Below are 25,734 nucleotides of genomic sequence, written 5' to 3' on the forward strand. Positions count from 1 at the left end.
CGGCCCGTTCCATCGTCAGTCTAGTGTCAGAACGCCTCGACCGGCATGGCCATCAGCACGTCCGCGCCGGTCTTCATCTTCTTCAGATGGGCTTCGGCGTCGGGCAGGATGCGCTCGACGAAGTAGCGGCCGGTCTGAAGCTTGGCGGCGTAATAGGGGTCGGTCGAACCGGACTCGATCTGGGCCTGGGCGACCTTGGCCATCAGCGCCCACATATAGGCCAGCGCCGTCAGGCCGAAGACGTTCAGATAGTCGGTCGAGGCGGCGCCGGCGTTGTCCGGATTGGCCATGCCGTTCTGCATCAGCCACATGGTGCCTTCCTGCAGCTTGGCCTTGGCGTCGGCCAGGCCGTCGATGAAGGGCTTCAGCGTTTCGTCGCCGCCGTTCTCCGCCACGAAGGCGTCGATCTCGCCGAACCAGGTCATGATGGCGCGGCCGCCGTTGGCGGGCAGTTTTCGGCCGACCAGGTCCAGGGCCTGGATGCCGTTGGCGCCCTCATAGATCATGGTGATGCGCGCATCGCGCAGATACTGCGAGGCCGGGAAGTGTTCGGTGTAGCCCGAACCGCCGTGGACCTGCATGGCCAGGGAGGCGACGTGGAAGCCCTTGTCGGTCAGATAGGCCTTCAGCACCGGGGTCAGCAGACCCATGTAGTCCTTGGCCTTGGTCGCCACGGCCTCGTCTTCCGACTTCTCCAGATCGGCGTGAAGCGCGGTCCACAGGATGAAGGCCTGGCCGCCTTCGACGAAGGCGCGGGCCTCCAGCAGCATGCGGCGCACGTCGGGATGGACGATGATCGGGTCGGCGGGGCCTTCCGGGTTCTTCGGCCCGGTCAGGCTGCGGCCCTGCAGGCGGTCCTTGGCGAACTCGACGGCGGCCTGATAGGCGGCGGTGGCGATGGCCAGGCCCTGCAGACCCGTACCCAGGCGAGCCTCGTTCATGACCACGAACATATTGTTCATGCCCCGGCCTTCCTCGCCGATCAGCCAGCCCTTGGCGCCGTCGTACTGCATGACGCAGGTGGCGTTGCCGTGGATGCCCATCTTGTGCTCGAGCCCGGCGCATTCGAGCTTGTTGCGCTCACCCAGCGAACCGTCCTCATTGACCAGATATTTGGGCACGACGAACAGCGACAGGCCCTTGATGCCCGGCTGGGCGCCTTCGATCCGCGCCAGGACGGTGTGGATGATGTTGTCGGAGAAGTCGTGCTCGCCCGCCGAGATCCAGATTTTCTGGCCGGTGATGGAGAAGCTGCCGTCGTCGTTGCGCACGGCCTTGGTGCGGACCATGCCCAGGTCGGTGCCGCACTGGGGCTCGGTCAGGTTCATCGTGCCGGACCATTCGCCGGACACCATCTTGGGCAGGTATTTGGCCTTGATCTCGTCCGAGGCGCTGGCGTGGATGCCGGCATAGGCCGAGGCGGTCAGGCCCGGATACATGGAGAAGGCCGCCGAGGCGCCGGCGGTCATCTGACCGAAGGCCGAGGCGACGATCGAGGGCATGCCCTGGCCGCCGTAGGCCGGATCGGCGGCCAAGGCCATCCAGCCGGCTTCCGACATGGCCTTGTAGGCTTCCTTCCAGCCCTTGGGACCGGTCACGACGCCGCCTTCGGACCAGTGGCAGCCTTCCTTGTCGCCGGGGTTGTTGATCGGGGCGATGACCTCGTCGGCGAACTTGGCGCCTTCCTCCAGGATCTGGTTGACCAGGTCCGACGACACGTCCTGGAAGCCAGGCTGGTTCGTGTACCGGTCGATCTCCAGCACCTCGTTGAGGATGAAGGTGAAATCGCGGACGGGCGACTTGTAGGCCATGGATCAGGCTCTCGCTTTGAAGGGGTGGTGGTGGTCTTGGTTGAGACGCGCGCGCAGCAGCTTCTCGTAATCTTCGGCGCCGGGCAGCAGGTCGGGACGGTGCTCGCTCAGCTTGGACTCCATCCAGGCGCAGGCGTCCTCCGCTGTCTGGATGGCGCCTTCGATGTCTTCCAACTGCTGTTTCAAGGCCGCGATCTGGGCGCGGTGACGCCGCAGGGCCACGGCCATCTGGTGGACGTTGTGATCCTTGCGGTCGTACAGATCCAGCATCTCCTGGATCTCCTGCAGGGTGAAGCCGATGCGGCGTCCCCGCAGGATCAGCTTCAGACGTGCGCGGTCGCGGGCGTCATAAACGCGGGTTTGACCCTTGCGCGCAGGGGTCAGCAGACCCTTGTCCTCATAGAAACGCAGCGCCCGCGCCGTGGCGTCGAACTCGCGGCACAGCTGGCGAATGGAATAGGTGCGATGGTCGTCGGCGGTGGCCATGAAGGCACCATAACTTGACGTGCGCGTAAAGGAAAGAGTTTACGTGCGCGTAAGGGTAAGCTTTTCGTCGCCACCCCTCCCTCGCGGCGCGCCAGGCAAAGAAAAGCCCGGAGCCTGGGGAAGGCTCCGGGCGCGACACACCGGGTCGGAGGGGGAGAGGCCCCGGCGATCGATCCTGTTTCAGGCGCGCCGCCGTCCCAAGAGGACGGGAACGGTGAGCGCCAGGAGAATGAGGTTCACCACCGCCAGGCCGATGTCGCGGCTCAGGGCGTGGACCATCAGCATGGTCGCCTCCATCACGATCAGTCCGGCCGAGGCGCTCAGCAACAGAGGGCGACCCACGCGCCAGGAGATCAGCGGCGCCAGAACGCTCAGGCCCAGCGCCATCTCCACCAAGCCCAGTCCACGCACCATGTTTTCCGGCGCGACCGCAGGCCAGCCCATCAGGGCGATCAGATTGGTCATCGGCTCGGTCAGCTTGGCGTAACCGGCGGCGATGAAGAACATCGCGATCCAGCCCTGGAAGGTCCACAGTGTTACGTTCTTGTAGACGGAGCGGGTGCGCGACTGGGCGACGGGCAGAGTGGTGGAGGTCATCGGGGAGCGCCTGATTGGTAACAGTTGCGAGATCGGATCGAGCAACTCCGTTCGCAAGGGGTATGTAGCGCAGCCGATGCATTTTGTCATCGCCGGATGACATCAGTTGATGACATCGGCTGATGACTTATTGTTTCTGTGACATCCACGCTACAGGCGACCCGTCGCCCTTCCCTGAGGATCACCCCTCTTCCGACTGAGGTCCCGGTGTCTGGACGATCAGATCGCCCGGCTGGCAGTCCAGCTCTCTACAAAGGGCGTCCAGGGTGGAGAAGCGCACGGCGCGGGCCTTGCCGGTCTTCAGGATCGACAGATTGGCCATCGTCACCCCGACGCGGTCGGACAGTTCGGTCAAGGACATGCGGCGCTCCAGCAGCAGCCGGTCCAGTTGGATCATGATCATGGCGCGCCTCAGACCGTCGCCAGCTGTTCGTCGCGCATGGCCGAGCCCTGGCGAAACACCTCGGCCAGGATGAAGACGACCAGAATGCCCAGCCACGATCCTAGGCTGAAGTCATAGTCGGAAACCGACTCTCCCATGACGTGCGGCGCCACAAGAGCCAGCATCAAGGCGGTGAGCTGGATACCCATCAGGCCCAGCCCCACGCCCTGCAGCCGCTTGACGTTGGCGAACTCGAAGGCGTCGCCCTGATTGACCGAAAGCAGGATGCGGCGCAGTCGGTTGATGATCCACCAAGTGAAGCCGCAGGCCAGGAAGGCGCCGAGCAGGGTCAACCGCTCCGGCCAGTGCAGGTCGCGCGCGTCGCTGCTGTCGAGGTCCCTCATTCCGTCGACGAACCCCGCAGCAAAATCGGGCGATATGATGCTGGCGGCCAAGCAGATCGCCATGATCCCGGTGGCCAGCATGACGAAGACGTTGGCGAACCCCAGGCACCAGCGCAGGGCGCTTGAGATAGAGTATTTTCCGATCAGTCTCATGTCGAACAGCCCTTCCTTCGGCGCGCCCTCCGCAGCGCCTTAGTGACTACCGATATGGTTTCATCGATAAACAGGCAAGAAAATTATCGATAAACGAGATGACGATTTTGTAAGGTTCTGCATCAAGCGGTGAAGGCCCAGGCGAGGCGCGCCGCCTCCAGCCGGGCCAGCTTGGCCCGGAAGGGCGCCCAGTCGTCGGCGGCGTCGATGGCGGCCCAGATCGCCTCGACCTCGTCGATCAGCATTTCTTCGGGCTCGCGCGCGGCGAACATCGGATGCTCCAGCCGTTCGATCCGGTCGGGCTCGTGCTCCATCAGGGCGAAGCGGAAGGCGTCGAAGGCCTCGCCCTGATAGAGTTTCGCGCGCGGTCCCGACAAGGCGCGCGCGGCCGAGGCGAAGCCGCCGAACCAGTCGAAGAACAGCGGCTCCCAGCGAAGCCCCTCCCCGCCTTCGCGCAGCAGGGCCAGGGCCGTGTCGACCAGCCGTTGGTCCGCCGCCTCCCCCAGGCTCAGCACGCCGAACCGCATGAGAAAGGCCGCACGCAATTCGCGGATATAGGCTGGGCCGAAGCCGTTCAAGGCGTCGGTCAGGGGCTCGACCTCGGCGACCAGCTTCAGGCATCCGGCCAACTGGGTCAGGTTCCAGAACACCGCCTCCGGCTGGCGGGCGAAGGCGTAAAGGCCGGTCTGGTCGAAATAGGCGGCGGTGAAGCCCGGCTGATAGGACGGCAGGAAGCGCCAGGGGCCATAGTCGAAACTCTCGCCCGTGACGTTCAGATTGTCGGTGTTGAGCACCCCGTGGACGAAACCCGCCGCGATCCAGCGCGCGGTCAGTCTGGCCGAGGCCTCGACGACGGCGCGCAGCAGGCCGGGCGCGTCCCCTGCCGCGACCTGTGGGTGATACAGGCCGCGGACGTGCTCGATCAGCGCTTCGATCTGATCGACCCGCCCCAGATAGGCCGCCCGCTGGAAGGTTCCGAACCGGATATGGGAGTGCGACAGCCGCACCAGGACCGCCGAACGGGTCGGCGACGGCTCGTCGCCCCGCTCCAGCGCCTCGCCGGTCTCGATCAAGGAGAAGGCGCGGCTGGTCGGAACCCCCAGGGCCTCCAGCATCGCGGCCGCCAGAACCTCGCGCACCCCGCCTTTCAAGGTCAACCGACCGTCGCCGCCGCGCGACCAGGGCGTCTGGCCCGATCCCTTGGTCCCCAGATCCAGCAGCCGAGGCCGCACGCCGCGCCGCGCGGCCGTCGCCTGCGGCGTCTCCCACATCTGGGCCGCCAGAAAGCCGCGCCCGTCGCCCAGGTCGGGGTTGTAGTGACGGAACTGATGGCCGTGATAGCGCATCGCCAACGGCCCCGGCTGGCCCGGCAGGGGTTCGAACCGGCCGAAGGCGGCGATCCATTCGGCCTCGCTCAGCCCGTCCAGCCCCACCTCGGCGGCGGCGCGCTGATTGCGGAAACGCAAATCGGCCTTGGGAAAGCGCGCGGCCTCCACGGCGTCGGCGAAGTCCGGCCCCAGATTGAAAAAGACGGGAGCGGGGCGGTAGTCGGCGTGGACGGGCATGGCGGTCAGTTGCGCCCGCCTGGACGCTTTCGCAAGGCGCGGACTCGTCGCTGATCAGCTGAAGACTGACCTAGCGTCAAAATTTTCTGTCTCTTCCGTGTCACAGAAGGGCCGAACTAGGGCGAAAAATGGTCGCGGGTGTCAGCGCTCGCTTGTCGTTCGGCGGGAAGCAGGCTTAGCCTCACCTTACTGAACGCGCCTCCACGCAGAGGCGCGTCGATTGGGAAATAGGAAACGCTTCGGTCGCCCCGCGACCGAGCTTCAGAGCCGGGAGGACGCTTCGTTGCGCCATACTAACCGCTACCTCAGAACCACCGTGTCCGCCGCCGTGGTCGGCGCCGCCGCCTTCGGCTTCGCCGGCATGGCCGCCGCCCAGGAAGCGCCGGCGACCGTGGACGACATCATCGTCACCGCCCAGAAGCGCGAACAGAGCCTGCAGGACGTGCCGATCGTGGTCACCACCCTGTCGCAGGAGGTGCTGGACGGCGCGGGCGTGCAGGACATCAAGGATCTGCAGATCCTGACCCCCGGCATGACCGTCACCTCGACCCAGTCGGAAGCCTCGACCACCGTCCGTATCCGCGGCGCCGGCACCGTGGGCGACAACCCCGGTCTGGAAAGCTCGGTCGGCGTGGTCATCGACGGCGTCTATCGTTCGCGCAACTCGGTCGGCTTCGGCGACCTGGGCGAACTGAGCCGCATCGAGGTGCTGAAGGGGCCGCAAGGCACCCTGTTCGGCAAGAACACCTCGGCCGGCGTCATCAACATCATCACCGAACGTCCGTCGTTCGACCCGTCGATCTCGGCCGAACTGACCGCCGGCAACTACGGCGCCGTCGGCGGCTCCGTCTCGGTGACCGGCGGCCTGACCGATCAGATCGCCGGCCGCCTGTTCGTCGCCCATCGCGAGCGCGACGGCTTCTATGACGTCAATCTGGGCGACGGCCCCCGCACCCTGACGGAAGACAACACCCAGGACTACTGGACCGGCCGTGGCCAGCTGCTGATCCTGCCCAGCGACGAGGTGTCGATCCGCCTGATCGCCGACTACACCAAGCGCGACGAATACTGCTGCGCCGCCGTTCAGACCCGCGTCGGCCCGACCCAGGCCTTCATCGCCGCCCTGACGGCGCCGAACGGCCCCGGCCAGCGTCCGCCGGTCGCCGGCTTCGGCACGGTGCCCTTCAGCCGCACCGCCTATTCGAACCGCGAGACCCCGCAAGAGATCGAGGACATGGGTCTGTCGGCGGAGGCCACCATCGACCTGCCCAGCCTGAACGCCACCCTGACGTCCCAGACCTCGTGGCGCGACTGGTCGTTCCAGCAGGGGATGGACCTGGACTACACCGGCGCCGACATCCTGTACCGCGCCAATGACGGCTCCAACGGCTATGGGGTCGGCAACCTGACCCAGGAACTGCGCCTGGCCGGGACGACGGACAAGTTCGACTGGCTGGTCGGCCTGTTCGCCACCAAGGAGGAGGTCTATCGCGACGACAGCTATGTCTACGGCGCCGACTACAACGCCTTCGCCTCCCTGCTGCTGACGGCCTCCCTTCCCGCCTCCGTGGGCGGCCCCAGCCCCAGCCGCCTGGGCTGTTTCACCAATCCCCAGGGCTTCCTGGTCGGCACCGCCGGTCCGGCCGCCGGACAGCCGCTCTGCGTGATCGGCGCCGTGCCCCCCAGCGCCGCCGCCCCCACCTTCAGCGCGGGCAAGGCCTATGAGGACCACTATTCGCAGAAGTCCGAATCGGTCGCCGTCTTCACCAACAACACCTATCGGGTGACGGAGGCGTTCGAGATCAACCTGGGTCTGCGCTACACCTATGACAGCAAGCGCCTGCTGGGCCTTCAGGACAATCTGGGAACCAACGGCGCGGCCTGCGGCGGCGCCCTGGCGAACCAGAACCCGGCCAATCGCGCGGTCTCGCCCATCCCCGGCACGGCCAATGTCGCCACCCCAGCGGCGGCGCTGGGCCTTCTGTGCCTGCCCTGGTCCAACCCGCAGTACGACAACCGCCGCATCCAGGAGAAGTTCAGCGACACCGACCTGAGCGGTACCCTGAAGGCCTCCTACCGCCTGAACCCCTCGGTCATGGGCTATGTCTCCTACGCCCGCGGCTACAAGGGCGCCGGCTATAATATGGACCGGGTGCAGACGGGGGTGACGCCGGACGCCTCGCTCTTCTTCGACGCCGAGACGGTCGACAGCTATGAGGCCGGTCTGAAGACGACCCTGTTCAACCGCACCATGCTGTTGAACATCACCTACTTCGACCAGAAGTTCGAAAACTTCCAGCTGAACACCTTCCTGGGCACCGCCTTCGTGGTGGAATCCATCCCGGAACTGACCTCGCGCGGCGTCGACGCCGACATGGTCTGGTTCACCCCGATCGAGGGCCTGTCCTTCCAGGGCGGCGTCACCTACACCGACGCCAAATACGGCGACTTCACCGGCGCCGATCTGTCGAACCCGGCGCGCTTCCCGCAGCTGTCGCTGCTGCCGGGCGCCCGCGCCTCCTTCGCCCCGGAATGGTCGCTGACCGGCGCCTTGGCCTTCGACCGCTCTCTGGGCGGCGGCCTGCGCGGCGGCTTCAACCTGTCGGCCAAATATTCGACCGAGTACAACACCGGCTCGGACCTGCTGCCGTACAAGAACCAGGAGGCCTTCACCGTCGTGAACGGCCGCATCTCGATCGGTTCGGAAGACGAGCGCTGGACCGTGGATGTCTGGGGTCAGAACCTGCTGCAGGAAGAATACACCCAGGTGGCTTTCGCCGCCCCGCTGCAGGGCACGGCCTTCACCAACACCACCACGCCCCAGCCGGACGGCACCTACTACAACATCGCCACCGACACCGCGACCTACAACGCCTATCTGGGCGCCCCGCGCACCTGGGGCGTGACGCTGAAGGTCAAATACTGATCGTCTGAACCGCCGCGGCCCCAAGGGCTGACAGGGCGGAACGACGAAGGGCCGACCGGGAAACCGGCCGGCCCTTTTTCTTTGCAGGGGGACGGGATGGCGGCGGAGGCGGCCGCCCTTCGACCGGAAGGCGCTTACTCCCCTTCCGTCATCCTCGGTTTGCCCCCGTCATCCTCGGGCTTGACCCCGTCATCCTCGGGCTTGACCCCGTCATCCTCGGGCTTGACCCGAGGATCGAGGGGGCCGCCGCTTGTGCGAGACCCCGGACGCAGCGTCCGATCCGGGCCCGATCCTCGGGTCAAGCCCGAGGATGACGGGGGGGGGCGGCCGAGGCTATGCTTGCCGCCCCCGCGAGTGGGGAAGGTCGGGTTTAGGAGCCGGCGGCAATTTCGCAGTGCGACCCTTCGCGGACATTCGACCACACCGTTGTCGCTTGCCCCGATGTAGATCTCCCCGATAGATTGTTTCGATAAATCCTTGGGGGTATCGCATTGCTAATTCACACTCGAACAATCCGAGAGGTCTGCCTTAAAGCCAGGTCAGCTTCGTGGGTGATAGTGGCTGCACTGTCTTTGTCAGCGTGCACGTCGATTGAAAATCAAGTCACCGACTTGATAAGCAGCAGCGAAAGCCGCCTACCGCGCGAGGCAATCGCACACCAAGAACTATCAAATGAGGAGTTGATGGTGTTTGGCCAGCCTGGCCTCAAGGAGTTTGAGATCGCACGTCGGTTCGAGGCAGGCTCCTTCGGCTTTCCCATAAAGCCTGAGTGTGCGCTCTCATTTTACCGAAGATCAGGCTCAACACGAACAGTCTTGCGAGAAGATCGCGCGGCTGGTGGAGCTAACCAACCGATCACCTATCTCGGCTTTCCGCCTGCTCGCACGGCGGCTCGACGCCTAGAGGCTGAAGGCATGACAGTCCGTTCTGATGAAGCTTCTTGCCTCTCATCCGTTCGAAGAGCGGTTCCGTAAATGGAGTCCGCGGGCATTTACGCTAACCAACCCGAGCTGACGTCGACCGCGACCGCTTTCCGGCCTGGAGGCCAACGTCCGCTTTCGGCCTCGAAGACCAGGGCTGAAATCGACCCGTTGCAGACGTTGGCATGAGATGCGAGTTTCTCGCGAGCGGGGATCACCATGTCAGCACCGGACTACGACGACCCAAAGTCGAAGCTAAAGTTGCGCCTCCGGCCCATGAACGGCTCGGGAACGGCGCTAAAGTGGGGTAGCGTTCTCGGCGTAATAGGTGCCGCCCTTTGCCTTCTCGGCTTTGTCGCGAGCCTCATCCCCGGCGTTCAGCGTGACGGGAGTCCCCTGTGGTTGCTCTTGGGAGCGGCTGTGTTCGCTGGCCAGTCGGGGTTCTTCTATTTGGGTCACAAGCTGGTTCGTCGCTTGCGTTGATCCGCGTCCGCTTTCCACCCATAGCGGACGTTCGCCGATTCCGCATCCGGTTCGCCGCCTCCCGCCACGCCAGCCCTTCACCATCGCCAGAAGAAGGCCCGGCCGGAGAATCTCTCCGGCCGGGCCTCATCGTCTCACGAGGAACGCGGATCAGCCGATCCGATCCTCCACAGCCGGCTCCTCATGCCCGTGCTGCCCGTGGGTCAGACGGCTCAACCGGCTTTCCATGCGGCGCTTCAGGCCGTCGATCAGGCTGAAGACCACCGGCACGAACATCAGCGACAGGGCGGTGGAGGTGATCAACCCGCCGATGACGGCGATGGCCATGGGCGAGCGGAAGGCGGTGCCCTCGCCGAAGGCGGCGGCGATCGGCAGCATGCCAAGGCCCATCGCCATCGTCGTCATGATGATGGGCCGCGCCCGCTTGTGGGCGGCGTCCATCAGGGCGTCGTGGCGGTTCATCCCCTTCTCCATCGCCATGATGGCGTAATCGACCAGCAGGATGGAGTTCTTGGCCGCGATCCCGGTCAGCATGATGATGCCGATCAGGGCCGGCATCGACAGCGACTTGCCCGTCACCAGCAGCAGGAAGAAGGCGCCGCCGAACGACACCGGTAGCGCCGCCAGGATGGTGATCGGGTGGAAGAAGCTTTTGAACAGCAGGACCAGCACGACATACATCAGCAGGATGCCTGTGATGATGGCGAAGGCGAAGCCCGCGCCCAGCTCCTGGAAGCTTTCGGCGTCGCCCGACGGCTGTTGGCTGACGCCCTGGGGCAGGCTCTTGATCGACGGCAGGGCGTTGACCGCCTCGGTCGCCTGGCTGAGCGTCAGGCCGCTCAGCTCGGCGGTGATGTTGGCGACGCGCAGTCGGTCCAGACGGTTGATCTGGTTCGGCCCGGCGCCGAAGGTGATGTCGGCCACCGCCGACAGTGGGACGGTGGCGCCCGAGGCGGTCGGCACGCGCAGAGTCTCCAGCACCCCCAGGTCCGAGCGGGCGTCCTCCTTCAGCATGACGCGAATCGGCACCTGACGGTCGCCCAGGTTGAACTTGGCCAGCAGCTGATCGGCGTCGCCCAGGGTGGCGACGCGCGCCACCTGGCTGATGTCCTGGGTGGACACCCCCTGCAGGGCGGCGACGTCCGCGCGCGGCGTGACCAGGATTTCGGGCCGCACCAGAGAGGCGGAGGAGACGACGTTCGACAGGCCGGAGATGTTGCGCATCTCCCGCTCTACCTTGGCGGCCGCCGGCTCGAGGACGTCGGGATCGTCGCCGACCAAGGCGATGGTCAGCAGGCTGGAGCCCCCGCCCCCGCCCGAAGAGCCGAACTGGACGCGGGCGCCCGGCACCTGACGCAGGGTCGGCCCCATGTCGCGCTCGAACGCCTGCTGGCTCAGCTTGCGGTCCCAGCGCCCGACCAGGTTGACGGTCAGATTGGCGCTGCGCACCTCGCCCGACGATCCGCCGCCGCCCGGCCCGAAGCTGGTGGTGGCCGAGCCGATGGAGGAATAGACCGACTTGACCTCCGGCCGCTTCATCAGTTCGCGATTGATCCGCTGCACGGCCGCGTCCGTCTCGGACAGGGTCGTGCCGGGCGGGAACTGAACGGTGATGGTGGAGCGGGAAATGTCCTCGACCGGAATGAATTCCCCCGGCAGGCGCGTCGCCATGAAGATGGACAGGAAGAAGAACAGCACGCCCATGCCCAGCACCCAGACGCGGTGATCGAACATCCGGTCCGCCACCTTGCGGCGGAACCAGCCGGCCTGCGGATGATGCTCGGCCCGGCGTTTGCGCCAGTCGTCGCCGAGCGCCCAGTTCAGGGCCTTCAGATAGGGTCCCATCCAGAAGGGATCGCCGTGTTCCTTGCCCTGGTCGCGCTTCAGCAGATAGGCGCCCATCAGGGGCGTCAGGGTCCGCGCCACCAATAGGGAGAACAGCACGCTGACGCAGGTGGCGATGGCGAAGCTCTTGAAGAACTGGCCCACGATGCCCGGCATGAAGCCGGTCGGGGCGAAGACCGCCACCAGGGTCGCCGTGGTCGCCATGACCGCCAGGCCGATCTCGTCCGCCGCCTCGATCGCCGCCGGATAGGGCGGCTTGCCGTCGCGGATGTGTCGGACGATGTTTTCGATCTCCACGATGGCGTCATCGACCAGGATGCCGATGGTCAGTGAGAGGGCCAGCAGGGTCACCACGTTCAGCGACTGATTGGTCAGGTCCATGACCCAGAAGGTCGGGATCAGCGACAGCGGCATGGCGACCGCCGCAATCAGGGTCGCCCGCCAGTCCCGCAGGAAGATGAAGACCACGGCGATGGCCAGAAGGGCGCCCAGCACCAGGGTCTCGACCGAGGCGTGGAAGTTGTTGACGACGTCTTCAGTGGTGTTGGCGACCTCTTCGAAGGTCACATCCGCGCGTTCGGCGTCCAGCTTGGCCAGTTCGGCCTTGACCCGGTCATAGACGTCCACCTCGGAGGAGCCGATGGCGCGCGAGACGCCGAAGCCGACCACCTCCTGGCCGTTGAACCGGGCGCGGCCGCGCGGTTCGGACCATTCGTCAGTGACTTCGCCCAGGTCGCCCAGGCGCACGCTGCGGCTGCCGATCGGAATCAAGGTCTCGCGCAGCTGTTCGACAGACTGGGCCGAGCCGACGGTGCGGATAGCCTGTTCTTCGCCGGCGATCTCGCCGCGCCCGCCGGGCAGGTTGATGTTGGAGGCGCGCAGCTGGTTCGACACCTGGGCCGCCGTCACGCCCGAGGCGGCGAGGCGCGCAGGGTCCAGCTTGATGCGGATTTCACGGCTGACGCCGCCGTCGCGGCTGATCTGGCTGACGCCGCGCACCGACAACAGGCGTTTGGCCACCGTATTGTCGACGAACCAGCTCAGCTCCTCCGGGCTCATGCCCGGCGCCCGCACGACGAAGTTGGCGAAGGGGATGGCGGTGAACTCGATCCGCTGGACGATCGGCTCCTGAACGTCCGCCGGCAGGTTCTGGCGGATGCCGCTGACGGCGTTGCGCACGTCATTGGTCACCTTCTCCAGGTCCACCCCCAGCTGGAACTCGATCGAGGTGGTCGACACCCCCTCATTGACCACCGAGGTGATGTGTTTGACCGATCCCAGGCCCGCCACGGCGTCCTCGACCAGACGCGTGACCTGAGTCTCCATCTCCGTCGGCGCGGCGCCGGACTGGATCACGGTGACGGCCACGACCGGCAGGTCGACGTCGGGGAAGTTGTTGGTGCGGAGCTTGAAATAGCTCATCGTCCCCGCGATCGTCAGGACGACGAACAACAGGACGATCGGAATGGGATTCCGGATCGACCAGGACGAGATGTTCTGAAAACCCATCGGTCCGGTTCCTTAGCGCGCGGCTTGACCGGCGGGGGCCGGAGCGGCGGCAGCCGCAGTCGCCGGAGCCACCGTCACATGGTCGCCCTCGCCCAGGAAGCCGGCGCCCTGAACCACCACGCGCTGGCCGGCCTGAAGGCCCTGAACGGCCACCTGATCGCCTGTGCGCGCGCCCGTGGTCACGGGAGCGAAGCGAACCGCCTCGCCCTGGCCGATCACATAGACGCCCGGCTTGCCTTCGCGATAGACGATCGCCGCCCCTGGCACGACCAGGGCCGGCTGGTCGCCGACGGCGATCTCGGCGCGGGCGAACATGCCCGGACGCAGTTGCGCCGCCGGGGCCAGAGAGATGCGCGCCAGACCCAGGCGGGTGGCGGGATCGACTTGCGGCGTGACGATCCGCACCGTGCCGGTCGTGGGCGCCGCCTCGCTGGAGGTCACGGTCGCCGACTGACCGGCGCGAACCAGGGCCAGCTCGGTCTCGGGCACCTGGGCGTCCAGCTCCAGCCGACCGTCGCGCACCATGCGGAACAGCTCGGTCCCGGCGGCGATGATCTGGCCCTTGGTCACGCTGCGGCTGGTGATCAGACCGGCGACGGGCGCGCGGATGGTGGCCTGGCTGAGGCGGGTCTGGGTTTCCGACAGGGCGGCGCGGGCGGCCGCCAGATTGGCGTTGGAGCTGCGCTGATTGGCCAGGGCCGTGTCCAGAGACGCCTGGCTGAGGAAGCCCCGCTCCTTCAGCTGCTGGGCGCGCGTCAGGGCCGCATCGTCGCGGGCGACGTTGGCCTCGGCCTGCTGCACCTGGGCCTGCTGCTGACGCAGCTGGGCGCGCAGCAGGACGTCGTTCATCTGCACCAGGGGCTGGCCCTGACGGACGTAGGAGCCTTCGTCCACATAGACGGCGACGGCCGTCAGGCCGCCGGTCTCGGCCGCCACCGGCACCTCCTCCCAGGCCGAAACCGAGCCCGAGGCGCTGACGGTGCGGCTGAGGTTGATCGAAGCCACCGTGGCGGCCGTGACGGTCTGGCGCGCGCCGGCGGTCGTGTCGGCCTTCTTCTCATCGCCTCCCCCGCCGCAACTCGCCAAGAGGGCCGACAGGGCGACGGCGCAGAGGGCGGCAGCGGTTCGGGTCGTCATGGACACGGGGGAGTTCCTCGGTTTCAGGCGAAGCGGATCGCCGGCTCGCGCCGGTCGGGAAGGTGCTTGGCTAATACCCCGTCCGCGCCTCCGCCTCAAACCCGGACGAGCAACATTGCAGAGGTGTAATCTACGACGGGGCGTTCCCGCCGGACCTGGGCGGCTGGTCCAAAAGGAATACGCATGTTAGGGGCGCGCGGATGACGACTCCTCCGATCTCGAACATCCGGAATTTCAGCGTGGTCGCGCACATCGACCACGGCAAGTCCACCCTGTCCGACCGCCTGATCCAGCACACCGGCGGGCTGACCGCGCGCGAGATGTCGGAACAGGTTCTCGACAATATGGAGATCGAGAAGGAGCGGGGCATCACCATCAAGGCCCAGACCGTGCGCCTGACCTACAAGGCCAGGGACGGCGAGGAGTATATCCTGAACCTGATGGACACGCCCGGCCACGTGGACTTCGCCTATGAGGTCTCGCGCAGCCTCGCCGCTTGCGAGGGCTCGCTGCTGGTGGTGGATGCGTCGCAGGGGGTTGAGGCCCAGACCCTGGCGAACGTCTATCAGGCCATCGACAACAATCACGAGATCGTCCCGGTCCTGAACAAGATCGACCTGCCCGCCGCCGAGCCGGAACGGGTCAAGGCCCAGATCGAGGACGTCATCGGCCTGGACGCCTCCGACGCAGTGGAATGTTCGGCCAAGTCGGGCCTGGGCATCGAGGAGGTGCTGGAGGCCATCGTCACCCGCCTGCCGGCGCCCAAGGGCGACCCCGACGCCCCGCTGAAGGCCATGCTGGTCGACGCCTGGTACGACCCCTATCTGGGCGTCGTCGTCCTGGTCCGCGTCTTCGACGGCGTGCTGAAGACCGGCATGCGGGTCAAGATGATGCGCAACGGCTCGACCCACCTGATCGACCGGGTCGGCGTCTTCCTGCCCAAGAACACTGCGGTGGACCAGCTGGGCCCCGGCGAGGTCGGCTTCATCACCGCCCAGATCAAGGAAGTGGCCCACGCCGCCGTCGGCGACACCATCACCGACGAGAAACGGCCCACGGCCGAACCGCTGAAGGGGTTCAAGGAGGTCCAGTCGGTGGTCTTCTGCGGCCTGTTCCCGGTGGACGCCGCCGATTTCGAGGACCTGCGCGCCGCCATCGGCAAGCTGCGCCTGAACGACGCCAGCTTCACCTATGAGATGGAATCCAGCGCCGCCCTGGGCTTCGGCTTCCGCTGCGGCTTCCTGGGTCTGCTGCACCTGGAGATCATCCAGGAGCGGCTGAGCCGCGAGTTCAACCTGGATCTGATCGCCACCGCCCCGTCGGTCGTCTACAAGATCGGCCTGCGCGACGGCTCCGAGATGGACCTGCACAATCCGGCCGACCTGCCCGACGTGATGCAGATCGACACCATAGCCGAACCCTGGATCAAGGCCACCATCCTGACCCCCGACGAATACCTGGGCGGCGTCATCAAACTGTGCCAGGACCGCCGCGGCCAGCAGGTGGAGCTGTCCTATGTCGGCAGCCGCGCCATGGTGGTTTACGAACTGCCGCTGAACGAGGTGGTGTTCGACTTCTACGACCGGCTGAAGTCCATCTCCAAGGGCTACGCCTCGTTCGACTATGAGATCACCGAATACAAGGTCGGCGACCTGGTGAAGATGTCCATCCTGGTCAACGCCGAGCCGGTGGACGCCCTGTCCATGCTGGTCCACCGCCAGCGGGCCGAGACGCGCGGCCGGGGCATGGTCGAGAAGATGAAGGAGCTGATCCCGCCCCATCTGTTCCAGATCCCGATCCAGGCGGCCATCGGCGGCAAGATCATCGCCCGCGAGACCGTGCGCGCCCTGCGCAAGGACGTGACCTCCAAATGCTACGGCGGCGACGCGACGCGGAAGAAGAAGCTGCTGGAGAAGCAGAAGGCCGGCAAGAAGCGGATGCGCCAGTTCGGCAAGGTCGAAATCCCCCAGGAAGCCTTCATCGCCGCCCTGAAGATGGACGAGGATTGATCCCCCCTCAAAACCCCTGGCTCCTCGCCAGCCGTTCGGTGTGGAACTGAGCGTCGCCCAGGAGTTCGTTGAGGACGCGGACGCGCTTCATATAGAGGCCGACGTCGAAGGCGTCGGTCATGCCGACGCCGCCGTGCATCTGGACCGCCTCCTGCACCGCCAGTTCGGCGGCGCGGCCGGCCTTGGCCTTGGCGACGGAGGCCGCAAGGTCGGCGTCGTCGCGGCCGGCGTCGATGGCCTGGAGTGCGGCCAGGGTGGCGGCGCGGGCCAAGGCCAGTTCGGTATAGAGATGGGCGGCGCGGTGTTGCAGGGCCTGGAACTCGCCGATCAGACGGCCGAACTGTTTGCGGGTGCGCAGATACTCCAACGTGATCTTGAAGGCCTGGTCCCCGGCGCCGGTCAGGGTCGAGGCGGCGCAGGCGCGCCCCAGCGCCAGGGCGGGGTTCAGCAGGACCTCCCCCCCGCCGACGGCGCCGATCACGGCGTCGGCGTCGATTTCGACGTCGCTCAGCGTCACGCGGGCGGCGTTGTGGGCGTCGACCATGACGGTGCGTTCGACCGCGACCCCGTCCGCCTTGGGATCGACCAGGAAGAGGGTGATCCCCTCCTCCGCCCGCGCCGCCACGATCAGGGCGTCGGCGATATGGCCGTCCAGCACCAGGGCCTTGGCGCCGTTCAGGCGAAAGCCGTTGCCGGACCGTTCGGCGCGCGCGGCGATGCGGCTGGGGGCGTGTTTGGCCCCCTCGTCGATCGCCAGGGACAGGACGGCCTCGCCCGCCGCGATCCGGGGCAGCCAGGCCTGCTGGGCCTCAGAGCCGCCGTCGCTCAGCACCTTGGCAGACAGGACGGCCGAGCCCATGAAGGGCGACGGGGTCAGGGTGCGGCCCAGACTCTCGGCGATCACCCCCGCCTCGACGGCGCCCAGGCCCAGGCCGCCGTGCGCCTCGGGGATCAGGACGCCGGCGAAGCCCATCTCGCCGAAGCCGCGCCACAGGTCGGGCGACAGGCCGTCGGGATCGCGATCGTCGCGCAGTTTGCGCAGATGGTCCAGCGGGGCGTGTTCAGCCAGAAAGCCGTCGGCGGCGTCCTGGAGCATCGTCTGTTCTTCGGTCAGGATCAGGGGCATTGGGGTCCCAGGGCTGTGCGGCGGAAGAACCCCTCCACCACTTCGTGGTCCCCCTCCCCACTGCGTGGGGAGGAGACGGCGGGGCTCAGGCGCCCGGCAGTTGCAGCAGGTGTTTGGCGATGATGTTCAGCTGAATCTCGCTGGTCCCGCCCTCGATGGAATTGGCCTTGGTGCGCAGCCAGTCGCGGGCGGCGGCGCCGCCGTGCGAGCGTTCGCCCTCCCATTCCAGGGCGTCGATCCCGCCGGCCGCCATCCGCAGTTCGTGGCGGCGCTTGTTCAGTTCCGAGCCGTAGTATTTCAGCATGGAGGCGATGGCCGGATGGGCCTGTTTGGCCTTCATCTGATCGCCGGCCCGCTCCATCGCCAGGCGGAAGGCGGCGGCGTCGATCTCCAGTTCGGCGATCCGGGCGCGCAGCATGGGGTCGTCCAGCCGGCCCTCGGCGTCGGCGCCGATCGTCTCCAGGGCAGTCTGGGCCAGGGGACGGCCGGCGCCGACCTCGCCCATGGCGCCGATCATGGTCCGCTCATGGGCCAGCAGATATTTGGCCACGTCCCAGCCGCGGTTCAGCGTGCCGACCAGGTTTTCCTTCTCCACCCGCACATCGTCGAAGAAGGTTTCGCAGAAGGGGGACTTGCCGCTGATCAGGGTGATGGGCCGGGTGGTGACGCCCGGCGTCTTCATGTCGAACAGGACGAAGGAGATGCCCAGATGTTTGGGCGCCTCCGGATCGGTGCGGACCAGGCAGAAGATCCAGTCGGCCTTGTCGGCGTAGGAGGTCCAGATCTTCTGGCCGTTGACGATCCAGTGGTCGCCGCGATCCTCCGCCTTGGTCTGGATCGAGGCCAAGTCGGAGCCGGCGCCGGGCTCGGAATAGCCTTGGCACCAGCGGATTTCGCCGCGCACGATCTCGGGCAGGAACCGCTTCTTCTGTTCTTCGGTCCCGAAGGCCAGAAGCGCCGGGCCCAGCATCCAGACGCCGAAACTGGCCAGGGCCGGCTGGGCCTTGATGCGCCGCAGCTCCGACGCCAACACCTTGGCCTCTTCGCGGCTTAAGCCCCCGCCGCCGTACTCTCGGGGCCATTCCGGCGCCGTCCAACCGCGCGCGCCCATCCGTTCCAGCCAGAGCCTGTGCCCCGGCGTGGCGAAGACGGCGTCGCGCCCGCCCCAGATCGTATCCGCCTCGGAGGCCATGGGACCGCGCACCTCGGGCGGGCAGTTCTCTTCCAGCCAGGCGCGCGTTTCGGTGCGGAAGGCGTCCAGATCGGTCATGTCGCGTGTTCCCCGCGTTTCCTCTTTGGAGGGGAGGTTAGCAGATGGGTTTCGATTGGCTACGGTCATTTGCGCCCAGGCAACAGCTTGGCCGCCCGCGCGTTGGTGGTCCTGAAACTAAGGGGGCGGCCCAGGGGGCGACCATGACCTATCTGACCCGCGCGGTGTTCGGCGGCGCCAGCCTGCTGCTGCTTTTGGCCGCCACCGCCCTGATCGGCTTCGGCGTCAAGGACGCGCTGGAGACCATTCGCGCGCCCGGCCAGTCGGGGGCCGAGGCGGTGCTGGACGTGCTGGGCTATGTCATCGTCGCCATCGCCGTCTTCGACGTGGCCAAATACATCTTCGAAGACGAGGTGCGGCGCGGCAATGAGCGGCGCAGCGCCGCCGAGGCCCGGCGCAGCCTGACGAAATTCCTGTCCACCATCGTCATCGCCCTGTTCCTGGAGGCCCTGGTGGTGGTGTTCAAGACCGCGCGCGAGGACGTCAGCCAGCTGATCTATCCGACCGCCCTGCTGATCGCAGCCGTCCTGGTGCTGGTGGGCCTGGGCGCCTTCCAGCGGTTCTCGGCCTCGGTCGAGGAAAAGGTCGGCGAGGACGACGAGGCGGAGGAGCGCAGGGACGCCGTCAAGCGAAAGACGGGCGCCGGAAAATCCTAGTCCTTCTTCGGCAGGAAGGGCGAGAAGGTGATGACGGTGAAGGTGTCGCGGACGTGCGGCCGGGTCTGGACCTGTTTGGTCACGAAGGTTCCGATGTCGGCGTCGCGCGGCAGGTTGAACTTGGCCAGCAGATCGTGCTGGCCCGAGGTCGAATAGACCTCCGACACGTTCTCCACATGGTCCACGATGTCGGCGGCCACCTCATTGGCGTAGCCCAGCTCGGTTTTGATGAAGACGAAGATGGCGGTCATCATGGCGGGGGCTCTCCTATTGCTGGTCCGCCTCCTAAACGGTTTTGGACGCGGCGTCGAAGACGGCCAGTGAAACAATATGTTCCGCCACAGCGCCCCGAACCGGACCGCGCGGCTTTCGTTTTCTGCGGCGGCTGGGATAAGCAGGGCGCGAAGGCCGGGCGACCGGTTGAGGAAACACAGGCGTTCCGGCGCGGGTCGGACAGGCGGAGATTTGAGACATGGCCCATGATCGCGTCAGCGTGCTGAAGGCGCTTCAGACCCAGGGCGTCTGCCCGGTCTTCTATCATCCCGATCCCGAGGTCAGCCTGAACGTCATCCGCGCCTGTGCGCGCGGCGGGGCGCCGGTGGTGGAGTTCACCAATCGCGGCGACTTCGCCTGCGACCTGTTCGGCGAGATCAATCGCGAACTGATCAAGACCGATCCTTGGGTGGTTCTGGGCATCGGCTCGGTCGTCGACAGCGGCACGGCGGCCCTCTATCTGAACCGGGGCGCGCGTTTCGTGGTCAGCCCCTGCCTGGTCCCCGACGTGGCCAAGGTCTGCAACCGGCGCATGGTCGCCTACTTCCCCGGCTGCGGCTCGGTGACCGACATCGGCGAGGCGCATGAACTGGGCTGCGACATCGTCAAACTGTTCCCTGGTTCGTCGGTCGGCGGGCCGGACTTCGTCAAGGCGGTCAAGGGTCCGATGCCCTGGGTCAAGATCATGCCGACCGGCGGGGTCGATCCCGACGAAGCCTCAATCGCCAAATGGTTCGGCGCCGGAATCGTGGCGGCGGGCATGGGATCCAAACTGGTGACGGACGCGGCGGTGAAGGCCGGCGACTGGGCCGCCATCGAGAGCTCGGTGCGCGAGGCGGTTCAGGCTGTCGCCGCCTTCCGCGCCTCCAAGGCCTGAGGTCAGCGAGGGACGTCGCCGGCTTCGGGCGGCGGCGGCCCCTCGCCGGCCGGGCGATCGGCCCGGCCGGCGCCTGGTCCCTTGCGCGCCAATATGTCGGCCATGATGCGGCGGTCCTCGACGTCCAGGGCGCCCAGAATGGCGATGGCGCCGCCTTCCAGACGGGCGCGGCCGCGCATTTCGGCGGCGCGGGAGTCATTCAGCAGGGCCTGGACCCGCTCGGGATTCATCTGCGGTTGGCGCGCGGCCTCGACCGCCTGACGGCGGGCCTCGCGCGCGGCGTCGAAATCGGGACGGGCCGACAGGGCGACGGCGCGCATGCGGGCGCGCACCTCGCGTCGGGTTTCGGGGCTCAGCTCCGCCACCAGGGCGCGAAAGCCGCCGGCGCGACCGGGCTGGCGCTGTTCGGCGACGTGCTGGTCCACCTTGGCCCGGCTGACGGCGAAGGCGACCCCGCCGGCCAGGGCGAACAGGTTCAGGGCCACAGAGACCGCCAGGGCGATTTTCAGCCCGCGTCCGCTCATCGAAGAACCTCCGTATCGTCCACCCCGGTCAGGCTGGATTGATAAAGCACCGCATCAGCCCGCTCGTTGGCGGTCAGTTCGCTGGTCAGGCCGACCCCCGCCACAACCCCGGCGCAGGCCGCCGCCGCCCAGCCGGCGCCCAGATAGAAGGCGAGCCGGTCCAGATGGAAACGACGGCTTCTGGCCTTGGGCGCGGCGGCGAGAACCCGCGCGGTCAGGACGGCCGAGGGCGCCGGCGCCGGCGCGGCGTCCAGCAGGGCGTCCAGCGCCGCCGCCTCGTCGAGCACCGCCTTCAGCGACGGATCAGCCGCGATCAGGCTTTCGGCGAAGGCGCGTTCGGACGCCGGCCATCGACGCAGGTCGGCGCCGTAAGCCTCCGCCAGGGCGTGCAACCGTTGCGCCTTCATCTCGCCTCTCCTCTCAGCGCCGCAGCCGGGGCGCGGGGCGCCAGGTCCGACAAGGACTGACGCAATGCGCGGCGACCGCGCGACAACAGACTTTCCAGCGCCTCGACGCTGATCTCCATCAGGGCGGCCGCCTCGATATTGGACAGTTCCTGATAATGACACAGGACCACCGCCTCGCGCTGCCGATCCGGCAGGCGGCTCAACGCCTGTCCGACCCGCAAGCCCGTTTCGGCCGCCATCAGACCCCGATCCGGGGCCGGTCCCTCGTCGGGACGGTCGGGGGGCGTTTGCGTCGGAATCTCGCGACGACGCCGCAGCCGATCGTAACAGAGGTTCAGCGCCACCCGGTGCAGCCAGGTGTCGAACCGCGCCTGGCCCGGCGTCCACCGGGGCGCCTGTTTCCACGCCTTAAACATCGTTTCCTGAGCCACGTCCTCGGCCTCGACCGCATCGCCCAGCATCCGCTGCGCCAAGGCCAGGATGCGCGGCAGTTTGCGCGCGACGAGCGCCTGGGCCGCCGCCGGATCGCCCTGACCCACGCGGCGCACCAGATCCTCGTCGGGGTCGATGATCGCGACCAAGCCTGCCTCTTCCGATCCGGACGAAAGGGACCGATTCGCGCGCGAAGGCCGACCCCGACACTGTTCTTACGCCGAACCGGCCGGCGGGGAAGCCGGTTGTTGCGCGGAGCGGGCCTGACGCCGTTCGGCGCGGTGGGCCTGGGCGGCCGCACGGCGCTCCTCGGGGGTGACGACGCCGTCGTGATCGGCGTCCATCGTGTCGAACCGTTCGCCCAGTTTGGCGGCGACGTCCGAAATCGTCACCGGACCGGCCTGGCGATGGGCGCCGTCCTTGCCGCGACGAGGTCCGTCGCCGCGACCCGCCCGTTCGCGACGACCGCCGGCCTCGCCGCGCGCCGCGCGGGCGGCCTCGAACTCGGCGCGGCTGACCGCGCCGTCGCCGTTCGCATCCAGCTTGGCGAAGCGCGAATCCGCGTGCCGGGCGCGCCGGGCCTGAACGGCGGCCTCGCGCTCGGCGACGCTGACCACGCCGTCACGGTCGGCGTCCAAGGCGGTCAGACGCGCGATGTGCTGATCCACGAATTCGGCCCGCGTCACCGGACCGGCGCGACGGGCTTCACCGCGTCGATGATGGGGGCGGTCGGCTTGGGGTCCCGAATGCGCCGCCGTCGGCGCAGGACCTGGGGGCGGCGTCTGGGCCGTGGCGGCGCCGGCCAGGCCCGCCAAGGCGATGACGCCGAGGCCGGTCAGCAAGGTTGTTCTCATCTCGATCTTCTCCTGGGCCGTGGCAAGCACGGCCTTTTCGTCGCCCCGTCAGGAGGTTGAACGCGGGTCCGGCGATTCTCCGTCGCGACCGGCCGGAACCGCCTGCTCGAAGGCCCGACGCGCTTGGGCGCGCAGGTCCGTCAGCCGGGTCTTCAGGCCCTCGAAGTCGGGCGCCCCCGCCGCCTCGGCCAGCCGCTGCTGAAAGACCGCCGGCTCGGCCTCGGGATCGACCCGGCCTTCGAAGGCGGCCGCCAGGAGCTGGGCCAGTCGCTGCTGGATGCGCCAGGCCTCGGCCAGGATCGGGTCTTGCCCGAGGGCCTGAAGCGTCGACAGGGTCAAGGGCTCGCCCGCCGCCGCAGCCTGAAGCTGGCGGTACTGGGCGGCGAACTCGGCGTCCACCTGGCCGCCCGGCGAGAGCTTCAGATCCCAGAAGCCGTGCGGACGGCGTTCCCGATCCATCAGGGCGCGCATCCGGCGCACATCCGCCGCCACGTTGACGCCCGGCCGGGGCCGCCGCAGCGCCGCCTCGATCCCCGCCGACACCCGGTCGGCGAAGGCCGGGTCGCTGGCCCAGACCACGCGCGCGCGGGTCAGGACCATGAACTCCCAGGTCTCGGCCTCGGCCGCGTAATAGTCGTCGAAGGCGGACAGCCGCACCGAAACCGGCCCCTTGGACCCGGTGGGCCGCAGCCGCATGTCCACCTCATACAGGCCGCCCTCGGCGGTATGGGCCGACAGGGCTGCGATCAGCCGCTGGGTGAAACGGGCGTAGAAGACGTCGGCGGTCCAGCCCTTGATCTCCGACACGGCCTCGGGCGGGGCGTCGTACAGGGTCATCAGGTCCAGGTCCGACCCGGCCGTCATCTCGCGTGAGCCGGCCTTGCCCAGGGCCACCACGGCGACGGCGCCGGGAAAGGCCCCGCCCAGCCGTTCCGCCTCGACCAGGGCGGCGGGCGCCAGGATACGCATGGCGGCGTCGGCCAGATCGGCATAGGCCCGGCCGGCGGCCTCGGGTCCCGCGCGGCCGGTCATGGCGTGCAGGCCGATGCGGAACATCTGTTCGCGGTGCAGACGCCGCACGGCGTTCATCGCCCCTTCGAAATCCTCCGCCTCGCCCGCCTCGCGCAGCATCTGTTCGCCCAGGCCGGTGTCGTCGGACAGGTCGGCCAGAAAGCGGGCGTCCAGAATCCCGTCCAGGGCCGCCGGCTGACGGCCCAGGGTGCGGGCCAGGCGCGGCGCGAAGGCCATGACCCCCAGCACCATTTCGAACAATTTGGGCTGGTTCAGGAACAGGGCCTGAACCTGAACCCCGGCGGCCAGGCCCGAAAAGAAGACGGCGAACCGGCGAAAGGCCTCGTCCGGCGCGCCCGTGCGCGCCAGGGCCTCCAGCAGGCGCGGCGCCAGGCGGGTGAACAGTTCGCGGCCCCGCTCGGTCCGGGTCGCGGGAATGCGGCCGTGGTGCCAGGAGCGGATGGTGTCGGCGACCGAGGCCGCCTCGGAAAACCCCATGCGGCCCAGGGTCAGAAGGGTCTCCGGATCGTTCTCCACCCCGGTGAAGACCAGGCTGCCGTAGCTGGAGTCCAGGTCTTCGCCGCCTTCGAACAGTTCGCCGTAGCGGGCGTTGACCCGCGCCAGCAGCGCTTCGACATGGGCGTCGAAGGCGGCCAGATCGGCCCAGCCGGCCAGGGCGGCGACGGCGGCGCGCGCCTGGGGGCTCTCGGGCAGGCGGTGGGTCTGTTCGTCGTCCAGCATCTGGACCCGGTGTTCCAGCCCGCGCAGTTCGACATAGGCGGCCGACATCTCCTCGGCGACCGCGGTCGGAATATGGTCGGCCTCGGCCAAGGCGGTCAGGGCGGCCAGGGTGCGCGGCGCCCTCAGGTCCGGGTCGCGTCCCGCCAGGATCAGCTGCTGGGTCTGGGCGTAGAATTCGATCTCGCGGATGCCGCCCCGACCCAGTTTCAGATTGGCGCCGGCGGCCTGAAGCCCCTCGCCCGTCTTGTGGACGTGGATCTGTTTCTTGATCGACTGAATGTCCAGAACGGCGGCGTAGTCCAGGCTGCGGCGCCAGACGAAGGGGCGCAGGGCCTTGACGAAACGGGCGGCCGCGCGGGGATCGCCCAGCACGGGCCGGGCCTTGATGAAGGCCGCCCTTTCCCAGTTCTGGCCGACGCTCTCGTAATAGGCCAGGGCCATGGGGGCGGCGACCACCGGCGGGGTCGAGGACGGATCGGGCCGCAGCCGCAGGTCGACGCGGAAGACATAGCCGTCGGCGGTGCGTTCGCTCAGCAGGCCGGCGATCCCCTTGCCGACGCGATTGGCGAAGTCCTGCATCTCCTCGCCCTCGCGCAGGGCCAGCCCCATCAGGCGCGGCTCGAAAAAGAGGGAGATGTCGATGTCGGACGAATAGTTCAGCTCGTGCGCGCCATGTTTGCCCATGGCCAGGCCGAACAGGCCGGGGACGGGGCCGCGCGGATCGTCGGGCGGCGAGACCAGCCGCCCCCTCGCCCGCTGCTCGGCGGCGACGGCGCGCAGGGCGGCGCGGCAGGCGGCGTCGGCGAAGCCGGACAGGGCGCCGGTCACCTGATCCAGGTCCCAGACCCCGCCGAGGTCAGCCAGGGCCGTCAGCAGGTGCAGATCGGCCTTCAGCACCCGCAGAGGCGCGCGGACCTCATCGGGTTCGGCGTTCAGGGCGTCGGTCTCGGCGAGGATGCGGATCAGGCCCGAGGTCGGATTGGTCTCCAGCAGGCGGCGCAGATGGGCGGGGCGACGCCGCATCAGGCCGGCGAGATAGGGCGAGGCCCCCGCCACCGGCGCCAGGGCCGGCCAGGCCGCGTCCAGAGTGTCGGCCCAGCCCTCGGATGCGGCGGCCTCGAACAGGGTTTCGTGCAGGCGTTCGGCGGCGGCGGGGTCGGCGACGGGACCGGCGGGGACGAGGCTATGCGCCAACGGAACTGAGGTTTTGGTTTCGGGCATCAAATCATCCGCTCATCCCGGCGAAAGCCGGGACCCAGTGCTTTCGCTCGGCAATGCGTTGGACCACGATCCAAGACACACTCACAAGCCTGAACGCCCAAAGAACTGGGTCCCG

At 67.7% G+C, this 25,734-nt stretch carries 20 protein-coding genes; 4 read left to right on the plus strand and 16 right to left on the minus strand.

All coding sequences use genetic code 11. The annotated features are described in order from the left end of the window. Window positions 1-26: 26 nt before the first annotated feature. The 6 genes from JMT67_RS07545 to JMT67_RS07570 form a co-directional block, all read right to left on the minus strand. Window positions 27-1,811, minus strand: coding sequence for an acyl-CoA dehydrogenase C-terminal domain-containing protein (locus JMT67_RS07545; RefSeq protein ID WP_201463126.1), 1,785 nt, complete (start codon window positions 1,809-1,811; stop codon window positions 27-29). Between the two features lie 3 nt (window positions 1,812-1,814). Beyond that, window positions 1,815-2,297 carry a MerR family transcriptional regulator gene (locus JMT67_RS07550; RefSeq protein WP_054766660.1) on the minus strand — a complete coding sequence of 161 codons (483 nt, stop codon included), beginning with the start codon at window positions 2,295-2,297 and terminating at the stop codon, window positions 1,815-1,817. Between the two features lie 180 nt (window positions 2,298-2,477). After that, window positions 2,478-2,894, minus strand: coding sequence for a DoxX family protein (locus JMT67_RS07555; RefSeq protein WP_054766661.1), 417 nt, complete (start codon window positions 2,892-2,894; stop codon window positions 2,478-2,480). A 181-nt stretch (window positions 2,895-3,075) separates the two neighbouring features. Continuing rightward, window positions 3,076-3,297: a helix-turn-helix domain-containing protein gene (locus JMT67_RS07560; RefSeq protein ID WP_152950972.1), complete on the minus strand. Its 222-nt coding sequence runs from the start codon at window positions 3,295-3,297 to the stop codon at window positions 3,076-3,078. An 8-nt stretch (window positions 3,298-3,305) separates the two neighbouring features. Beyond that, the gene (locus JMT67_RS07565) at window positions 3,306-3,833 is read right to left on the minus strand and encodes a DUF2975 domain-containing protein (protein ID WP_183215101.1); all 528 of its coding nucleotides are present in this window, start codon (window positions 3,831-3,833) and stop codon (window positions 3,306-3,308) included. A gap of 122 nt (window positions 3,834-3,955) precedes the next feature. After that, window positions 3,956-5,398, minus strand: a complete 1,443-nt coding sequence (locus tag JMT67_RS07570) for a protein adenylyltransferase SelO family protein (protein WP_201463127.1) — start codon at window positions 5,396-5,398, stop codon at window positions 3,956-3,958. A 361-nt stretch (window positions 5,399-5,759) separates the two neighbouring features. Between JMT67_RS07570 and JMT67_RS07575 the strand changes: the two genes are divergently transcribed. Next, the gene (locus JMT67_RS07575) at window positions 5,760-8,324 is read left to right on the plus strand and encodes a TonB-dependent receptor (protein ID WP_407645742.1); all 2,565 of its coding nucleotides are present in this window, start codon (window positions 5,760-5,762) and stop codon (window positions 8,322-8,324) included. 1,553 nt (window positions 8,325-9,877) lie between these two features. Here the strand turns inward: JMT67_RS07575 and JMT67_RS07580 are convergent. Both JMT67_RS07580 and JMT67_RS07585 read right to left on the minus strand, forming a co-directional pair. Next, window positions 9,878-13,081 (minus strand): efflux RND transporter permease subunit, encoded by a 3,204-nt coding sequence (locus tag JMT67_RS07580; protein ID WP_201463128.1) that lies wholly within the window; start codon window positions 13,079-13,081, stop codon window positions 9,878-9,880. A 12-nt stretch (window positions 13,082-13,093) separates the two neighbouring features. After that, window positions 13,094-14,218 (minus strand): efflux RND transporter periplasmic adaptor subunit, encoded by a 1,125-nt coding sequence (locus tag JMT67_RS07585; RefSeq protein ID WP_201463129.1) that lies wholly within the window; start codon window positions 14,216-14,218, stop codon window positions 13,094-13,096. Window positions 14,219-14,418: 200 nt separating this feature from the next. Here JMT67_RS07585 and lepA point away from each other — a divergent pair, with 200 nt between their 5' ends. Beyond that, complete coding sequence (gene lepA, locus JMT67_RS07590) at window positions 14,419-16,227, plus strand: translation elongation factor 4 (protein WP_182714958.1); 1,809 nt, start codon at window positions 14,419-14,421, stop codon at window positions 16,225-16,227. A gap of 7 nt (window positions 16,228-16,234) precedes the next feature. On the opposite strand, the gene JMT67_RS07595 is transcribed toward lepA, so the two are convergent. Then, entirely contained in the window at window positions 16,235-17,353 is a 1,119-nt protein-coding gene (locus tag JMT67_RS07595; RefSeq protein ID WP_201463130.1) for an acyl-CoA dehydrogenase family protein, read from the minus strand. An 85-nt stretch (window positions 17,354-17,438) separates the two neighbouring features. Beyond that, window positions 17,439-18,623 carry an acyl-CoA dehydrogenase family protein gene (locus tag JMT67_RS07600; protein WP_152950976.1) on the minus strand — a complete coding sequence of 395 codons (1,185 nt, stop codon included), beginning with the start codon at window positions 18,621-18,623 and terminating at the stop codon, window positions 17,439-17,441. A 143-nt stretch (window positions 18,624-18,766) separates the two neighbouring features. Between JMT67_RS07600 and JMT67_RS07605 the strand changes: the two genes are divergently transcribed. Further along, entirely contained in the window at window positions 18,767-19,279 is a 513-nt protein-coding gene (locus JMT67_RS07605; RefSeq protein WP_152950977.1) for a GNAT family acetyltransferase, read from the plus strand. Here JMT67_RS07605 and JMT67_RS07610 read toward each other — a convergent pair. Next, the gene (locus JMT67_RS07610) at window positions 19,276-19,533 is read right to left on the minus strand and encodes an Lrp/AsnC ligand binding domain-containing protein (RefSeq protein ID WP_054766672.1); all 258 of its coding nucleotides are present in this window, start codon (window positions 19,531-19,533) and stop codon (window positions 19,276-19,278) included. The genes JMT67_RS07605 and JMT67_RS07610 overlap by 4 nt on opposite strands. Window positions 19,534-19,751: 218 nt before the next feature. Here JMT67_RS07610 and JMT67_RS07615 point away from each other — a divergent pair, with 218 nt between their 5' ends. Beyond that, on the plus strand, window positions 19,752-20,429 hold the full coding sequence (locus JMT67_RS07615) for a bifunctional 4-hydroxy-2-oxoglutarate aldolase/2-dehydro-3-deoxy-phosphogluconate aldolase (RefSeq protein ID WP_054766673.1): 678 nt from the start codon (window positions 19,752-19,754) through the stop codon (window positions 20,427-20,429). 2 nt (window positions 20,430-20,431) lie between these two features. Here the strand turns inward: JMT67_RS07615 and JMT67_RS07620 are convergent, their stop codons facing one another. From JMT67_RS07620 to JMT67_RS07640, 5 genes are all read right to left on the minus strand, one after another. Then, window positions 20,432-20,953: a periplasmic heavy metal sensor gene (locus tag JMT67_RS07620; protein ID WP_054766674.1), complete on the minus strand. Its 522-nt coding sequence runs from the start codon at window positions 20,951-20,953 to the stop codon at window positions 20,432-20,434. Further along, window positions 20,950-21,360 (minus strand): hypothetical protein, encoded by a 411-nt coding sequence (locus JMT67_RS07625; RefSeq protein ID WP_054766675.1) that lies wholly within the window; start codon window positions 21,358-21,360, stop codon window positions 20,950-20,952. The genes JMT67_RS07620 and JMT67_RS07625 overlap by 4 nt, the downstream gene beginning before the upstream one ends. Continuing rightward, on the minus strand, window positions 21,357-21,941 hold the full coding sequence (locus tag JMT67_RS07630) for an RNA polymerase sigma factor (RefSeq protein ID WP_183215108.1): 585 nt from the start codon (window positions 21,939-21,941) through the stop codon (window positions 21,357-21,359). The genes JMT67_RS07625 and JMT67_RS07630 overlap by 4 nt, the downstream gene beginning before the upstream one ends. Before the next feature lie 66 nt (window positions 21,942-22,007). After that, on the minus strand, window positions 22,008-22,646 hold the full coding sequence (locus JMT67_RS07635) for an EF-hand domain-containing protein (protein WP_152950981.1): 639 nt from the start codon (window positions 22,644-22,646) through the stop codon (window positions 22,008-22,010). A gap of 48 nt (window positions 22,647-22,694) precedes the next feature. Continuing rightward, entirely contained in the window at window positions 22,695-25,619 is a 2,925-nt protein-coding gene (locus tag JMT67_RS07640) for a bifunctional [glutamine synthetase] adenylyltransferase/[glutamine synthetase]-adenylyl-L-tyrosine phosphorylase (RefSeq protein WP_201463131.1), read from the minus strand. Window positions 25,620-25,734: the final 115 nt, after the last annotated feature.

The sequence above is a fragment of the Brevundimonas aurantiaca genome, from assembly GCF_904830995.1.
Taxonomy (GTDB): domain Bacteria; phylum Pseudomonadota; class Alphaproteobacteria; order Caulobacterales; family Caulobacteraceae; genus Brevundimonas; species Brevundimonas aurantiaca.

Bases quoted from the DNA above. Each gene is read 5' to 3' on its own strand.
- JMT67_RS07555 (WP_054766661.1), bottom strand. From the start codon at position 2,894: ATGACCTCCACCACTCTGCCCGTCGCCCAGTCGCGCACCCGCTCCGTC.
- JMT67_RS07545 (WP_201463126.1), bottom strand. From the start codon at position 1,811: ATGGCCTACAAGTCGCCCGTCCGCGATTTCACCTTCATCCTCAACGAG.
- JMT67_RS07625 (WP_054766675.1), bottom strand. From the start codon at position 21,360: ATGAAGGCGCAACGGTTGCACGCCCTGGCGGAGGCTTACGGCGCCGAC.
- JMT67_RS07565 (WP_183215101.1), bottom strand. From the start codon at position 3,833: ATGAGACTGATCGGAAAATACTCTATCTCAAGCGCCCTGCGCTGGTGC.
- JMT67_RS07580 (WP_201463128.1), bottom strand. From the start codon at position 13,081: ATGGGTTTTCAGAACATCTCGTCCTGGTCGATCCGGAATCCCATTCCG.
- JMT67_RS07550 (WP_054766660.1), bottom strand. From the start codon at position 2,297: ATGGCCACCGCCGACGACCATCGCACCTATTCCATTCGCCAGCTGTGC.
- lepA (WP_182714958.1), top strand. From the start codon at position 14,419: ATGACGACTCCTCCGATCTCGAACATCCGGAATTTCAGCGTGGTCGCG.
- JMT67_RS07615 (WP_054766673.1), top strand. From the start codon at position 19,752: ATGGCCCATGATCGCGTCAGCGTGCTGAAGGCGCTTCAGACCCAGGGC.
- JMT67_RS07575 (WP_407645742.1), top strand. From the start codon at position 5,760: ATGGCCGCCGCCCAGGAAGCGCCGGCGACCGTGGACGACATCATCGTC.
- JMT67_RS07595 (WP_201463130.1), bottom strand. From the start codon at position 17,353: ATGCCCCTGATCCTGACCGAAGAACAGACGATGCTCCAGGACGCCGCC.
- JMT67_RS07585 (WP_201463129.1), bottom strand. From the start codon at position 14,218: ATGACGACCCGAACCGCTGCCGCCCTCTGCGCCGTCGCCCTGTCGGCC.
- JMT67_RS07600 (WP_152950976.1), bottom strand. From the start codon at position 18,623: ATGACCGATCTGGACGCCTTCCGCACCGAAACGCGCGCCTGGCTGGAA.
- JMT67_RS07620 (WP_054766674.1), bottom strand. From the start codon at position 20,953: ATGAGCGGACGCGGGCTGAAAATCGCCCTGGCGGTCTCTGTGGCCCTG.
- JMT67_RS07610 (WP_054766672.1), bottom strand. From the start codon at position 19,533: ATGATGACCGCCATCTTCGTCTTCATCAAAACCGAGCTGGGCTACGCC.
- JMT67_RS07635 (WP_152950981.1), bottom strand. From the start codon at position 22,646: ATGAGAACAACCTTGCTGACCGGCCTCGGCGTCATCGCCTTGGCGGGC.
- JMT67_RS07570 (WP_201463127.1), bottom strand. From the start codon at position 5,398: ATGCCCGTCCACGCCGACTACCGCCCCGCTCCCGTCTTTTTCAATCTG.
- JMT67_RS07605 (WP_152950977.1), top strand. From the start codon at position 18,767: ATGACCTATCTGACCCGCGCGGTGTTCGGCGGCGCCAGCCTGCTGCTG.
- JMT67_RS07560 (WP_152950972.1), bottom strand. From the start codon at position 3,297: ATGATCATGATCCAACTGGACCGGCTGCTGCTGGAGCGCCGCATGTCC.
- JMT67_RS07640 (WP_201463131.1), bottom strand. From the start codon at position 25,619: ATGCCCGAAACCAAAACCTCAGTTCCGTTGGCGCATAGCCTCGTCCCC.